At 66.7% G+C, this 13,692-nt stretch carries 16 protein-coding genes; 10 read left to right on the top strand and 6 right to left on the bottom strand.

From position 1 onward, the window contains the following. Positions 1-142 precede the first annotated feature (142 nt). From DID96_RS03170 to DID96_RS03150, 5 genes are all read left to right on the top strand, one after another. Positions 143-1,126, top strand: coding sequence for a branched-chain amino acid ABC transporter substrate-binding protein (locus DID96_RS03170; protein ID WP_124597805.1), 984 nt, complete (start codon positions 143-145; stop codon positions 1,124-1,126). A gap of 211 nt (positions 1,127-1,337) precedes the next feature. Continuing rightward, the gene (locus DID96_RS03165; protein ID WP_124597804.1) at positions 1,338-2,288 is read left to right on the top strand and encodes a branched-chain amino acid ABC transporter permease; all 951 of its coding nucleotides are present in this window, start codon (positions 1,338-1,340) and stop codon (positions 2,286-2,288) included. Positions 2,289-2,306: 18 nt separating this feature from the next. After that, positions 2,307-3,473, top strand: coding sequence for an ABC transporter permease subunit (locus tag DID96_RS03160; protein ID WP_124597803.1), 1,167 nt, complete (start codon positions 2,307-2,309; stop codon positions 3,471-3,473). Positions 3,474-3,501: 28 nt separating this feature from the next. Further along, positions 3,502-4,278, top strand: coding sequence for an ABC transporter ATP-binding protein (locus DID96_RS03155; protein ID WP_124597802.1), 777 nt, complete (start codon positions 3,502-3,504; stop codon positions 4,276-4,278). Further along, a complete protein-coding gene (locus DID96_RS03150) occupies positions 4,278-4,994 on the top strand; it encodes an ABC transporter ATP-binding protein (RefSeq protein WP_124597801.1) in 717 nt (238 codons plus the stop codon). The genes DID96_RS03155 and DID96_RS03150 overlap by 1 nt, the downstream gene beginning before the upstream one ends. 189 nt (positions 4,995-5,183) lie before the next feature. Here the strand turns inward: DID96_RS03150 and DID96_RS03145 are convergent, their stop codons facing one another. The 3 genes from DID96_RS03145 to DID96_RS03135 all read right to left on the bottom strand — a co-directional run bounded on the left by DID96_RS03145 (position 5,184) and on the right by DID96_RS03135 (position 8,162). Next, positions 5,184-5,639 (bottom strand): GNAT family acetyltransferase, encoded by a 456-nt coding sequence (locus tag DID96_RS03145; RefSeq protein ID WP_124597800.1) that lies wholly within the window; start codon positions 5,637-5,639, stop codon positions 5,184-5,186. Between the two features lie 13 nt (positions 5,640-5,652). Further along, positions 5,653-6,837 carry an acetylornithine transaminase gene (locus tag DID96_RS03140; RefSeq protein ID WP_124597799.1) on the bottom strand — a complete coding sequence of 395 codons (1,185 nt, stop codon included), beginning with the start codon at positions 6,835-6,837 and terminating at the stop codon, positions 5,653-5,655. A 293-nt stretch (positions 6,838-7,130) separates the two neighbouring features. After that, the gene (locus DID96_RS03135) at positions 7,131-8,162 is read right to left on the bottom strand and encodes a CDP-6-deoxy-delta-3,4-glucoseen reductase (RefSeq protein ID WP_124597798.1); all 1,032 of its coding nucleotides are present in this window, start codon (positions 8,160-8,162) and stop codon (positions 7,131-7,133) included. Between the two features lie 104 nt (positions 8,163-8,266). On the opposite strand from DID96_RS03135, the gene DID96_RS03130 reads away from it, so the two are divergent. Then, entirely contained in the window at positions 8,267-9,304 is a 1,038-nt protein-coding gene (locus DID96_RS03130) for an NAD-dependent epimerase/dehydratase family protein (protein ID WP_124597797.1), read from the top strand. On the opposite strand, the gene DID96_RS03125 is transcribed toward DID96_RS03130, so the two are convergent. Together DID96_RS03125 and DID96_RS03120 are read right to left on the bottom strand one after the other, a co-directional pair. Then, positions 9,287-9,475 (bottom strand): hypothetical protein, encoded by a 189-nt coding sequence (locus DID96_RS03125; protein ID WP_124597796.1) that lies wholly within the window; start codon positions 9,473-9,475, stop codon positions 9,287-9,289. The two genes, DID96_RS03130 and DID96_RS03125, sit on opposite strands and share 18 nt — an antisense overlap. Positions 9,476-9,581: 106 nt before the next feature. Beyond that, positions 9,582-10,298 (bottom strand): pseudouridine synthase, encoded by a 717-nt coding sequence (locus DID96_RS03120; RefSeq protein ID WP_124597795.1) that lies wholly within the window; start codon positions 10,296-10,298, stop codon positions 9,582-9,584. A 125-nt stretch (positions 10,299-10,423) separates the two neighbouring features. Here DID96_RS03120 and DID96_RS03115 point away from each other — a divergent pair, with 125 nt between their 5' ends. The 4 genes from DID96_RS03115 to DID96_RS03100 all read left to right on the top strand — a co-directional run bounded on the left by DID96_RS03115 (position 10,424) and on the right by DID96_RS03100 (position 13,515). Further along, positions 10,424-10,798: a copper resistance protein CopC gene (locus tag DID96_RS03115; protein WP_124597794.1), complete on the top strand. Its 375-nt coding sequence runs from the start codon at positions 10,424-10,426 to the stop codon at positions 10,796-10,798. Between the two features lie 90 nt (positions 10,799-10,888). Beyond that, positions 10,889-11,389, top strand: coding sequence for a DinB family protein (locus DID96_RS03110; protein WP_124597793.1), 501 nt, complete (start codon positions 10,889-10,891; stop codon positions 11,387-11,389). A gap of 223 nt (positions 11,390-11,612) precedes the next feature. After that, positions 11,613-12,386 (top strand): SDR family oxidoreductase, encoded by a 774-nt coding sequence (locus DID96_RS03105; RefSeq protein ID WP_124597792.1) that lies wholly within the window; start codon positions 11,613-11,615, stop codon positions 12,384-12,386. A 208-nt stretch (positions 12,387-12,594) separates the two neighbouring features. Next, positions 12,595-13,515 (top strand): LysR family transcriptional regulator, encoded by a 921-nt coding sequence (locus tag DID96_RS03100; protein WP_124597791.1) that lies wholly within the window; start codon positions 12,595-12,597, stop codon positions 13,513-13,515. 9 nt (positions 13,516-13,524) lie between these two features. On the opposite strand, the gene DID96_RS38190 is transcribed toward DID96_RS03100, so the two are convergent. Beyond that, positions 13,525-13,692 (bottom strand): hypothetical protein, encoded by a 168-nt coding sequence (locus DID96_RS38190; RefSeq protein ID WP_185732160.1) that lies wholly within the window; start codon positions 13,690-13,692, stop codon positions 13,525-13,527.

The following is a 13,692-nucleotide window of genomic DNA, read 5'->3' as shown; positions in this document are numbered from 1 at the left end:
GCGTCTCAAAATTGGTTGCAATGCAGGAAAACCCCATCAAATCAGGAATATTGGCGTCCTATAAATGGAGTTACAATGCGCCCGTTTTCATGCCTGAGCGGTCGTGAAATCGGGTTTTGGCAAGGCGCGGGAGACCTATTTGATGCATGTGAAGTTGGCTTACGCCGAGTCCGTCGCCGCAGCGGTTGCAATGCTTGCCGCCTGCAGCAAAAAGAGCGACGACGGGGCGGGCAGGGAGGCTGCGGCGTCCGCGGCACCGCAGGCCAGCGACGTGCGCGCCGTCAGAATCAGTCATGCCGCCCCGCTGACGGGCAGCATTGCGCATCTTGGCAAGGACAATGAGAACGGGGCAGGTTTGGCGATCGAGGAAATCAACACGCATGGCCTGACGATCGGTGGTCGTCCGGTGTGGCTGGAACGGGTCGCCGCAACCGATGCGCAGCAAGGCCCTGCGCTCGCGGACCACGCATTGCACGCGCTCCACGCGAAGCGCTTTGCGGTCGTCGACGATGCGACCGCCTACGGCCAGGGTCTGGCCGACGAATTCGCGAACACCGTCGAGGCCGCGGGCGGACAGATCGTCGCGCGCGAAGCGACCGACGGCCGCGCGACGAATTTCAACGCAATCCTGACGAAGATCAAGAGCGACCATCCCGACGTGATCATGTACGGCGGCATGGACGCGACGGGCGGCCCGCTTGCGAAGCAGGCGCTGGCGCTCGGCATCGAGGCAAGAATCCTTGGCGGCGACGGCGTGTGTACCGACAAGGTGGTCGAGCTCGCGGGCAACGCGGTGCAGGACCTGATCTGTTCGGAGGCGGGGCTCGCCCTGTCGCGGATGGAGAAAGAGGCGGACTTCGAGAAGAAGGTCGAAGACCGTTTCCACACGCCGGTGCAGATTTACGCGCCGTTCACGTATGACGCGTTCTACGTGATCGTCGATGCAATGAAGCGCGCCAACTCGACCGACGCGTCCAGGGTGCCGGGTGCGATGCCGTCGACCGACTACCGCGGGGTGATCGGTCACATCGCATTCGCGCCGAACGGCGATCTGAAAGAGGGGGCGATGACGCTCTACGACTTCAAGGAGGCAAAGAAAACCGTCCTCGATGTCGTGACGATGTAGCGACGGGACTCGTGACGGCACCGGAACAGTGCGGTGCCGTTTCTGTATCCGCTCCGGCGGCAGGTCCGGCCGTACAGGCTGGGCCGCGCACGCCGGGACGATCCACCCTTACCGGTCTTTTCTAGTACTCGCAGTGCCGCCGAGACGACGTGATTCCTCGCTTACCCGCGGGGCGAAGCCTCTTCCGGCAGCATGGGCCAAGGAGCTTTAAATGGATATCTTCGTCCAGCAGATCCTCAACGGGCTGGTGCTCGGCAGTGTGTACGCCATCATCGCGTTGGGTTACACGATGGTGTACGGCATTCTCGGCATCATCAACTTCGCGCACGGCGATGTGCTGATGATCGGCGCGATGGTCGCGTTGTCCGCGATCACCGTGCTGCAGAACCACTTCCCGCAGCTGGGCAACGTCGCGACGCTGACGATCGGCCTCGGCATTGCCGCGATCGTCTGCGCGTGCGTGGGCTACACGATCGAGCGGGTCGCGTACCGGCCGCTGCGCCGCGCGCCGCGCCTCGCCCCGCTGATCACCGCGATCGGCGTGTCGATCCTGCTGCAGACCGCCGCGATGATCATCTGGTCGCGCAACCCGATGCCGTTTCCGCAGCTGTTGCCGACCGACCCGATCAACGTGATCAAGGCGACCGACACGACGCCTGGCGCCGTGATCTCGATGACGGAAGTCGTGATCATCGCCGTCGCGTTCCTCGTGATGGGCGGCCTGCTGCTGCTCGTGCACAAGACCAAGCTCGGCCGCGCGATGCGCGCGATCGCGGAAAGCCCGAACACCGCGAGCCTGATGGGCGTGAACCCGAACTTCGTGATCTCGGCGACCTTCATGATCGGCTCGGCGCTCGCGGCGCTGGCCGGCGTGATGATCGCGTCCGAATACGGCAACGTGCACTTCTACATGGGCTTCATTCCCGGCATGAAGGCATTCACCGCGGCGGTGCTGGGCGGCATCGGCAACCTCGCGGGCGCGATGGTCGGCGGGGTGGTGCTCGGTCTGATCGAGCAGCTGGGTGCCGGCTATATCGGCAATCTGACGGGCGGCGTGTTCGGCAGTAACTACCAGGACGTGTTCGCATTCATCGTGCTGATCATCGTTCTCGTGTTCCGTCCGTCGGGCCTGCTCGGCGAACGGGTCGCGGACCGCGCGTAACGGAAGGGGAGCAAGAACATGACATCCATTCAACCGATCGAAACCTCGACGACGCTCGTCGAAGAACGCAACACCGCGAAGACCGTCACCATCGGCATCCTCACGGCGGCGTTCGTGATTGCCGCACCGATCATCATCGGCGCGGCGGGCGGCAACTACTGGGTCCGCGTGCTCGACTTCGCGATGCTGTACGTGATGCTCGCGCTGGGCCTGAACGTGGTGGTCGGCTTTGCCGGCCTGCTCGACCTCGGCTACATCGCGTTCTACGCGGTGGGCGCGTACACGGCGGCGTTGTTGAGCTCGCCGCACCTCACCTCGCAGTTCGAGTGGATCGCGAACCTCGCGCCCGCCGGGTTGCACGTGCCGTTCCTGATCATCGTGCCGATCGCGATGGCAATCGCCGCGATCTTCGGGATCCTGCTCGGCGCGCCGACGTTGCGGCTGCGCGGCGACTATCTCGCGATCGTCACGCTCGGCTTCGGTGAAATCGTGCGGATCTTCATGAACAACCTCGACCGTCCGGTGAACATCACGAACGGCCCGAAGGGGATCACGGGGATCGATCCGGTGCACGTCGGCGATTTCAGCCTCGCGCAGACGCACTCGCTGTTCGGCATCCAGCTGCCGTCGGTCTACATGTACTACTACCTGTTCGTGCTGTGCGCGCTGCTGGTGATCTGGACCTGTACGCGCCTGCAGCATTCGCGTATCGGCCGCGCATGGGCGGCGATCCGCGAGGACGAAATCGCGGCGAAGGCGATGGGCATCAACACCCGCAACGTGAAGCTGCTCGCGTTCGCGATGGGCGCGTCGTTCGGCGGCCTGTCGGGCGCGATGTTCGGTTCGTTCCAGGGCTTCGTGTCGCCGGAATCGTTCACGTTCTGGGAATCGATCGTGGTGCTGGCCTGCGTGGTGCTGGGTGGCATGGGCCACATCCCGGGCGTGATCCTCGGCGCGGTGCTGCTCGCGATCTTCCCGGAATTCCTGCGTTCGACGATGGGCCCGCTGCAGAACGCGGTCTTCGGCCATGAAGTTGTCGATACCGAAGTGATCCGCCAGGCGCTGTATGGCCTCGCAATGGTGATCATCATGCTGTATCGCTCGGAAGGCCTGTGGCCCGCGCCGAAGCATGAGGACAAGATCGCGAAACTGGCGAAGCGCAGCGCCAAGTCGGCGCGCGCGTAACGGACTGACAGCGGAAGGAGAAACACACATGAGCGACAAGCAAATCCGACTGTCCGTGAAAGGCGTGAACAAGCGGTTCGGCGGCCTGCAGGCACTGTCCGACGTCGGCCTCGAGATCAAGGAAGGCGAGATCTACGGCCTGATCGGCCCGAACGGCGCCGGCAAGACGACGTTCTTCAACGTGATCACGGGCCTGTACACGCCGGACTCCGGCGAGTTCAAGCTGGACGGCGCGGAATACAAGCCGACCGCAGTGCATCAGGTCGCGAAGACGGGCATTGCGCGCACGTTCCAGAACATCCGCCTGTTCGGCGGGATGACGGCACTCGAGAACGTGATGGTGGGGCGCCACGTGCGCACCAAGCACGGGCTGCTCGGTGCGGTGTTCCAGACGCCGGCCGAGCGCCAGGAAGAGCGTGAAATCAAGGAGCGCGCGATCGAGCTGCTCGAATACGTCGGCGTGCTGCAGTACGCGGACTACACGTCGCGCAACCTGTCGTACGGCCACCAGCGTCGCCTCGAAATCGCGCGCGCGCTGGCGACCGACCCGAAGCTGCTCGCACTCGACGAGCCGGCGGCGGGGATGAACGCAACGGAGAAAGTGGAACTGACGCGCCTGCTCGACAAGATCCGTTCGGACGGCCGCACGATTCTGCTGATCGAGCACGACGTGAAGCTCGTGATGCACTTGTGCAACCGGATGACGGTGCTCGATTACGGCAAGGTGATCGCCGAGGGTCTGCCGCAGGACGTGCAGAAGAATCCGAAGGTGATTGAGGCATATCTCGGCGCAGGGGTGCACTGATGGCAGCGGCAATGTTGAAAATCAAGGGCTTGCAGGTCAACTACGGCGGCATTCAGGCCGTCAAGGGCGTTGACATGGAAGTCCGCCAGGGCGAACTCGTGACGCTGATCGGCGCGAACGGCGCCGGCAAGACCACGACGATGAAGGCGATCACGGGTCTGAAGGCGTATTCGGCGGGCGACATCGAGTACGACGGCAAGTCGATCAAGGGCGTGCCGACGCACGAGTTGCTGAAGCACGGCCTCGCGATGGTGCCGGAAGGCCGCGGGATCTTCGCGCGGATGTCGATCCTCGAGAACATGCAGATGGGTGCGTACCTGCGCAACGACGCGGACGGGATCAAGCAGGACGTCGACCGGATGTTCGGCTTCTTCCCGCGGCTGAAGGAGCGTGCGACGCAGCTCGCGGGCACGCTGTCGGGCGGCGAGCAGCAGATGCTGGCGATGTCGCGCGCGATTCTCTCCAAGCCGAAGCTGCTGCTGCTCGACGAGCCGTCGATGGGCCTGTCGCCGATCATGGTCGAGAAGATCTTCGAAGTGGTGCGGACGATCTCGAAGGAGGGCATCACGGTGCTGCTGGTCGAGCAGAATGCGCGCCTCGCGCTGCAGGCGGCGGACCGCGGCTATGTGATGGACTCGGGCACGGTCACGATGGAAGGCGAAGCGAAGCAGATGCTCGACGATCCGAAGGTGCGGGCCGCATACTTGGGCGAATGAGTGTGTGAATGAGCGGGCCCGGCGCGCCGGTGCGGCTGCGGCCGCACGCGACGCGCAGGGCTTTCGAAAGGCTGTCACGGTTCGCCGTGACGGCTTTTTTTTATGCGCCGCGCGTCCGCAAACCGACATGCGGGCCGCGTAGCATGGGCAGCCCATCGGCACACGGAGAGCACGCATGAGGCATTTGCTTCATGCGGCCGGCAGCAGCTTGCCGAACGAAATGCGCTCCTCGACCTGATAGCCGAGCGCCGCATAAAAATGGCACGCGTCGTCGTTGCCGGGCAGCACCTGCAGGTTCACCTTCAGGCAGCCGCGCGCGACGAGCGCGGCTTCCGCATGCGCGATCAGCGCGCGGCCGACGCCGAGCCGGCGCGCGTCGTGCGCGACGCCGAACGAATACAGCCAGCCGCGATGGCCGTCGAAGCCGGCCATCAGCGTGCCGACGACGCGCGCGCCGCAGACCGCGACGAAGAACAGCTCGGGTTGCGTCGCGAGCTTCAGCTCGATCGATCGCACCGGATCGCGGTGCGGCGGCGTGTCCGTCTCGGTGTACTGAGGGAACGCGTCGCGCCAGACCGCGAGCACGGCGTCGGTATCGGCGCGATCGAACGGACGGATCGCGACGTCATCGGCGGCGATATCCATCGGTCGGATCTCGTCAGAGCGTGTCGAGCACCGATCGCAGCATCGCCATCATCTGGTCGATCTCTTCGGTGGTCACGTTCAGCGCCGGCATGAAGCGCAGCAGGTTCGGGCGCGCCGCGTTCAGCAGCAGGCCGTCCGGCTGCATCTCGCGCGCCTTCTCGACGATCTGCGGACCGATGTCCTTGCCGAGCAGCAGCGCGCGCAGCAGGCCCTCGCCGCGCTCGCCCTCGAAGCCGCGTTCTTCCGACAGCTCGAGCAGCTTGCGCTTCAGGTATTCGCCGCGTGCGCGCACGCCTTCGAGGAAGCCAGGCGCGACGAGCTGCGAGATCACCGCGTAGCCGGCCGCCGTCATCAGCGGGTTGCCGTTGTAGGTGCCGCCCTGGTCGCCGGCCTCGAACACCGCGACGTCGGCCTTCGACAGCAGCGCCCCGAGCGGCACGCCGCCGCCGATGCCCTTGGCGAGCGTCATGATGTCCGGCTCGATGTCGGCGAGCTCGTACGCGAACAGCGTGCCCGCACGGCCACAGCCGCTCTGCACTTCGTCGACGATCAACAGCAGGTTGTGCTGCTTCGTCAGCGCGCGCAGCGCGCGCATGAATTCGCGCGTCGCCGGGACCACGCCGCCTTCGCCCTGGATCGGCTCGAGCATCACCGCGACGGTCTTGCCGTTGATCAGCTTCTCGACCGACTCGATGTTGTTCAGCTCGGCCTTCGGGAAGCCCGGCACCTGCGGCGCGTAGATCGTGTCCCAGCCCGGCTTGCCGCTCGCCGACATCGTCGCGAGCGTGCGGCCGTGGAAGCTGTGATCGAACGTGATGATCTCGTACGCGCCGTCCTTGAACTTGCGGCCCCACTTGCGCGCGAGCTTGATCGCGCCTTCGTTTGCTTCGGCGCCGCTGTTCGTGAAGAACACCTTGTCGAACGCGCCGTGCTGCGTGAGCAGGCTCGCGAGCTTCGCCATCGGTTCGTTGTAGAACGCCGGCGACGGGTTCAGCAGCTTTTCCGCCTGCGACTTGAGCGCCTCGACGACGCCGTCGTTACAGTGTCCGAGGCTGTTGACCGCCCAGCCCTGGATGAAATCCAGATAGCGCTTGCCGGTGTGATCGTAGAGCCACGAACCCTTGCCGTGCGTGAACACGATGTCGGGGCGGTTCGTGATGTACATCAGCGAGTCGATCGGATAATCGTTCAGGGGCATGACGGCAGACTCCAGCGGACGGTCAAAGGAAAAAGACAATAAAAAAGCCACGGTGGATGCCGTGGCTGGGTGGTTCGAACAGCTTGTGCGTAACCGGTGAAGCGGGGCGGGGGTTACGCGCGAGTCCGTGACGAGCCGGCGGCATCCGGGAGGAGCGGCGAGCGGCGACGTCGGAGAGCGGACAGGAAGCGGTTCATGTGCGCAAGCATACGGCATCCCGCGTCCCACTGTAAACCGCCGCGATGCAACAAATGTGTCGCGGCGGCCCCGCGGGGCGCGGGAGCCGGCCGGGCTCAGACCGGATGCGCGAGATCGGCGGCGCTCGTGAACGAGTCCGCGTAGAACTCGTCCGCGGGCAGGCCGTGATGCTGCGTGAAGTCGCGTTGCGCGGACTCGACCATCACCGGCGCGCCGCACGCATAGACCTGGTAGGCGGACAAGTCGGGCAGGTCCTCGATCACTGCGCGATGGACGAAGCCGGTGCGGCCCGTCCACGCGTCGGCATCGTCCGGCTCCGACAGCACCGGCACGAACCTGAAGTTCGGGATCTCGCTCGCCCATTGCTCCGCGAGTTCGCCGAGGTAGATGTCCTTCTTGCGGCGCGCGCCCCAATAGAGCGTCATCGGCCGCGTGATGCCGGAATGCTTCACGTGCTCGATGATCGCCTTGATCGGCGCGAAGCCGGTGCCCGACGCGAGCAGCACGATCGGCTTGTCGGAGTCCTCGCGCAGGAAGAACGTGCCGAGCGGGCCTTCGAAGCGCAGGATGTCGCGCTCCTTCATCGCGCCGAACACGTGGTCGGTGAACTTGCCGCCCGGCATGTGGCGGATGTGCAGTTCGACGGGGCCTTCCTCGTGCGGCGCATTCGCCATCGAATAGCTGCGGCGCGAGCCGTCCTTCAGGATGAATTCGAGGTACTGGCCGGCGAGGTACTGCAGGCGCTCATTCGCGGGCAACTGCAGTTTCAGCACCATCACGTCGTCGACCTTGCGTTCGAGCGCGGCGATGCGGCACGGCAGCTTCTTGACCTGCACGCCGTCGACGCCGGCGATCTCGCGCACGTCGATCTCGAGATCGCATTGCGCCTTCGAGCAGCACAGCAGCGCGAGGCCGCGGGTGCGTTCGTCGTTGGACAGTGCCGACGCGGCATGCGGGCCTTGTTCGATCTGGCCCGACACGATCTGGCCCTTGCAGGAGCCGCATGCGCCGTTCTTGCAGCCGTACGGCAGGTGGACGTTCTGGCGCAGCGCGGCTGCCAGCACGGTTTCGTCCGACTCGACCTGGAACTGCCGGCCGCTTTGCTTGAGAGTGACGTTGAATGCCATAGAACCAACTAGAACAAAATGTGGGACCGTGCAGGTTGCACACGGCAGCTACAATGCAACCCGTTGCGCGTTGCGCAACGGTGGCTACTGATCTCGCAAACATCATGATCGCGACACGAATCCTGCGCCGGCCGCGCGTGCTGATCGTCGGCTGCGGCGACGTCGGCCTGCGCTGCATCGCGCAATGGCGCGCGCGGCGCGGCGACCTGCGGATCGTCGCGCTGACGAGCCATCCGGCCCGGCGTGACGAACTGCGCGCCGCGGGCGCGACGCCGATCGTCGGCGACCTCGACCGCCCGCACACGCTCGCGCGCATTGCGGGCCTTGCCCGCACGATCCTGCATCTCGCGCCGCCGCAGTCCGACGGCAGCGAGGATCGGCGCACGCGTGCGCTCGTCGCGGCGCTGACCGCGCCCGCACGGCGGACGTCGTTTCAGCCGGCGCCGGCGTACGGCAGGCTGCGCAGTGCGCGCGCGGCGGCCAGGCCGGCCGGCGCGCCCGTCCGGGCAGCGCGTATTGTACCCGACGGCCTTCGCGCGCCGCGGCTCGTCTACGCCAGTACGACAGGCGTTTACGGCGACTGCGGTGGCGCGCGCATCGACGAGACGCACCCGCTGCGACCCGCGAACCCGCGCGCGGTGCGCCGCGTATCGGCGGAGCGCCAGCTGCGCGCCGCGACCGTGCGCAGCGTGCTGTCCGCGCGGATCGTCCGGATCCCCGGCATCTATGCGGCGAACCGGCTGCCGCTCGCGCGCCTCGAACGCGGCACGCCGGCGCTCGAACCGGCCGACGACGTCTATACGAACCACATCCACGCGGACGATCTCGCGGCGATCCTGCGGCGCGCGGCAGTGCGCGGCAGGCCGTCGCGCGCGGTGCACGCGTCGGACGACAGCGAACTGCGGATGGGGGAGTATTTCGACCGGGTCGCGCACGCGTTCGGCCTGCCGCCGCCGCCGCGCGTGAGCCGTGCCGACGCCGAGCGCCTGCTCGAACCGACGCTGCTGTCGTTCATGCGCGAGTCGCGGCGGCTGTCCAATGCACGCCTGAAGCGCGAATTGTGCGTGACGTTGCGCTATCCGACCGTAGACGAATTCCTTCAAACGCTCGGGGCCGGCCATGCATCAGGTCAGCGCCGGTAACGCCTCGATCAGCAGGAAGCACAGCAGCGCGCCGATCAGCGCGCCAATCAGGTTCGGATGGTATTTGTGCTTCGCGCGCATGAAGGCCAGCAGCCCGCCGATCGCGAGCGTGCCGACCACCGCGAACGCGAGCATCACGTATGACATGTCGATCGAATTGGTCGTATGCATGATGTCTCCCCAGCATCGCTGCTCGTAACAGCTTGTAATTCGAGTATAGCGGGGGATCGGGCCGCCGAGCCGCCGTCGGTTGCCGAACGGTCGTGCGGATTTTCCCTTAGCGGGTTCGGGCGGGGTCGCGCAGCGACGCGAGGTCGGCCTCGCTCAGCCAGCGCCATGCGCCCGGTTCGAGGTCAGCCGGCAGCGTGAAGCCGCCGATGCTTTCGCGGTGCAGCGCCTCGACGCGATTGCTCGCGGCCGCGACCATTCGTTTCACTTGGTGATATTTGCCTTCGAGCACGGTCAGCGCGAGCAGGTGCGTGTCGCGCGCATCGGCGGCCACCGCGGCGATCGGTTTCGGCTCGCCGTGAAGCTGTACGCCCGCGCGCAGGGCGTGCAGCTGTGCGTCGTCGAGCGGGTGGCGCACGGTCGCGACGTAGGTCTTCGGCACCTTGCGCTTCGGCGACGTGTAAGCGTGGACGAACTGGCCATCGTCGGACAGCAGCAGCAGGCCCGTCGTGTCCTGGTCGAGGCGGCCGACGCACTGCACGCCGCGGGCGGCGAGCGGCGCCGGCAGCAGGCTGAACACGCTCGCGTGATGCTGCGGATCGCGCGAGCACTCGTAGCCGGCCGGCTTGTTGAGCGCGAGATACGCGTGCGCATGGAACGGCCACGCGGTGTCGTCGACCGAGAACACGAGCCCGTCGGTGTCGAAGTCGGCATCGGGGTCGGTGCAGCATGCGCCGGCGACCGCGACGCGCGCGGCCTCGATCAGCGCGCGGCACTGGCGGCGCGAGCCGAAGCCCTGGGTGAAGAGAATGCGTTCGAGATCCATAGCGCGTGCATTCTATCAAGCGGCACGCGGTCGGCGGCACGACGCGCGCGCGGCTGGTAAGCTGCCGGAACGTTTCGGGCGGCATGCTTCGTGCGCCGCCCGGTCATTTTCTTCACGGATCCGCCATGACTTTCGATCTGCTCTCGCTCAGCCGCAAGGCTGCCGCCGTCGTGCTCGCCGCGACCGTTTCATCGGCCGCATTCGCGCATGCGCGGCCCGAGAAAACCGACCCGGCCGCGAACGCGGCGCTGAGCGCCGCACCGTCTGCCGTCACGATCGACTTCACCGAGATGCTCGAGCCCGCGTTCAGCTCGATCGTCGTCGTCGACGGCGCGGGCAAGAGTGTGTCGGACGGCAAGGCGAGCGTCGACGCCGCGAACCGCAAGCGGATGACGGTGCCGCTGTCCGCAGTCGGCACGAGCACCTATACGGTGAAATGGGTGGCCGTCGCGACCGATGGCCACCGCACCCAGGGCGCGTACCGGTTCAGCGTGAAGTGATCGCGGCGGCCGCGCGCCGCTGCCACGCGTTTCGCTCATCCCCGTGTCTCACCCATCCGTTTCCCACCGATCCGACAGGGAGGCCCCCGCATGAACCCGACGACCCTCGACGCGCTTGCCGATTTTCCCCGCCTGCTCGAAGCGCATTTCGCGGCGGTGCCCGACGGGTATGCGCGCTGGACGCCCGACGACTGGGAGGGGATCCCGAGCGAACGGTATTCGCCGATCGGGCAGCTCTGCCACGTGCGCGATATCGAGATCGACGGGTATCACGTGCGGCTGCGCCGGATGCTCGATGAGGCGCATCCGCTGCTCGTATCGATCGACGGCGATGCGCTCGCGATCGAGCGGCGCTACGAGCACGCGTCTGCGCACGACGTGCTCGCCGCATTTCGCGACGCGCGGCGCCAGACGCTCGACCTCGTGTCGCGCCTCACGCCCGACCAGCTCGCGCGCACCGGCGAATTCGACGGCTACGGTGCGCTGACCGTGCGCGGGCTCGTCCACTACCTGTGCAGCCACGACCAGCAGCATCTGGCCGGGATGCAGTGGCTGCTCGGCAAGATCGACGCGCAACGGCACGCAGGCTGAGCCGGCTGCGCCGTGGTACGTCGCCCGGCGCGGCAGCTCGACCGGGCCCGCGATCCGGGAGCAGTTCGTGATGGCGTACTGGCGTTGTGTCGGGCGTGATGTTGGGCGACCCGCCCGCCGGATTGGCTCGATTTTCTGGATAATCCATCCAGCCGCGACCGGCTGACTGGCGCCGCACACGTGCCTACACTCGGGATTTCGTTCAACGAGATAGGAGTCAACCGTGGCCACTCACACGCTCGCAGACAAGGTCGTCCTGATCGCAGGCGGCGCAAAGAACCTCGGCGGATTGATCGCGAAGGACCTGGCGAGCCACGGCGCGAAGGCGGTGGCGATTCACTACAACAGCGCGGCGTCGCAGCCGCAGGCCGAGGAGACGGCCGCCGCGGTGCGTGCGGCGGGCGCGGACGCCGCGACGTTCCAGGCCGACCTGACGACGGCCGGTGCGGTCGAGCAGCTGTTCGATGCGGCGAAGCAGCGCTTCGGCAAGATCGACATCGCGATCAACACGGTCGGCAAGGTGCTGAAGAAGCCGATCACCGAGATCAGCGAGGCCGAGTACGACGACATGTTCGCGGTCAACAGCAAGTCGGCGTTTTTCTTCATCAAGGAGGCGGGGCGGCATCTCGAGGATCACGGCAAGCTCGTCACGCTCGTGACGTCGCTGCTCGGCGCATTCACGCCGTTCTATGCGGCCTACGAAGGGTCGAAGGCGCCGGTCGAGCACTTCACGCGCGCGGCCGCGAAGGAGTACGGCGCGCGCGGGATCTCGGTGACGGCCGTCGGGCCGGGCCCGATGGATACGCCCTTCTTCTATTCGGCCGAAGGCGCCGACGCGGTCGCGTACCACAAGACCGCGGCCGCGCTGTCGCCGTTCAGCAAGACGGGCCTGACCGACATCGAGGACGTCGTGCCGTTCATCCGCCACCTCGTGACCGACGGCTGGTGGATCACGGGCCAGACGATCCTGATCAACGGCGGTTATACGACCAAGTAAGCGGCCAAGTAAGCGACCGGTCCGGGCGCGGCGCGGGCCGCGTACCGCGTACCGCGTACCGCGTACCGCGCACTGCAATGGCCGGTTTGCGTGGACAATGGACGGGCGCGCGGGCGTGAAGGCCGCGCGCCTTTTTCATGTCCGCTGCCGGGCGATTGCGTCGCGTGTTGCGGCGCCCGATTGCCCGAACGAACCCACCTCCTTGCCGATGGACAAGCTGGACCAGGTCAGAATCTTCCTGCAGGTTGCCGAGATGGGCAGCTTCATCAAGGCCGCGCATGCGCTCGACGTGCCGCGCGCGACCGTGTCGGCGGCCGTCCAGCAGCTCGAGACGGGCGTCGGCACGCGCCTGTTGCATCGCACGACGCGGCAGGTGCAGCTGACGGCCGACGGCGCGCTGCTGCTCGAACGAGGCCGGCGCCTGCTCGCGGAGGCGGACGAGCTCGACCGACTGTTCCGCGGCCGCGACCGGGACGTGATCGGGCGGCTCAACGTCGACGTGCCGAGCCGCATCGCGCGGCGCGTGATCGCTCCCGCGCTGCCGTCGCTGTTTCGCCGCTACCCGAAGCTGCAGCTGTCGCTCGGCTCGACCGACCGCTCGATCGATCTCGTGCAGGAGGGCGTCGACTGCGCGATCCGCGTCGGCTGGCTCGCGGACAGCAGCCTCGTCGCGCGGCCGCTCGGCCGGTTCGTGCTGGTCAATTGCGCGAGCCCCGACTACCTGCGCGAACACGGTGTGCCGACGCATCCGGATGCGCTTGCACATGGACATTGGGCGGTCGGCTACGTATCGCCGGCGAGCGGCCGCGAGCTGCCGTGGGAGATCTGCACCGATGGCGCGCGGCAAGCGCTGGCGCTGCCGAGCCGAGTGATCGTCAACAATGCCGAAACCTATATCGCGAGCTGTCTCGCTGGGATGGGGCTGATCCAGATTCCCCGCTTCGATGTCGAACACCTGCTCGACAGCGGTGCGCTCGTCGAGGTGATGCCCGGCTACCGGGCCGCGCCGATGGACGTGTCGGCCGTGTATCCGCACCGCCGGCACCGTTCGCGGCGGCTCAATGCGTTCATTGAGTGGTTCGAAGAGCTGATGGGCGGGGCGTTGCGGGAGAGCGGGGGCGACGGCTGAGCGGCGCGCTCATTCGGTGCGATGCGGGATGTTGTCCGGGAACGGATAGGGCGCATGCGGTCCCGGCCAGTCGGGCACGGGCGGCTCGCTCAGCGCGTCGCATCCGCCGAGCATGAGCAACAGAACCGCGGCAAGCACGGCGCCGCAGATTGGCCGTGAAATTGCGCGCATGGACAT

The sequence above is a fragment of the Burkholderia sp. Bp8963 genome (genome assembly GCF_003854275.1).
In the GTDB taxonomy this organism is placed as follows: Bacteria; Pseudomonadota; Gammaproteobacteria; order Burkholderiales; family Burkholderiaceae; genus Burkholderia.
The sequence above is the reverse complement of the archived record's forward strand: the minus strand, read 5'-3'. Positions and strand labels throughout refer to the sequence as shown.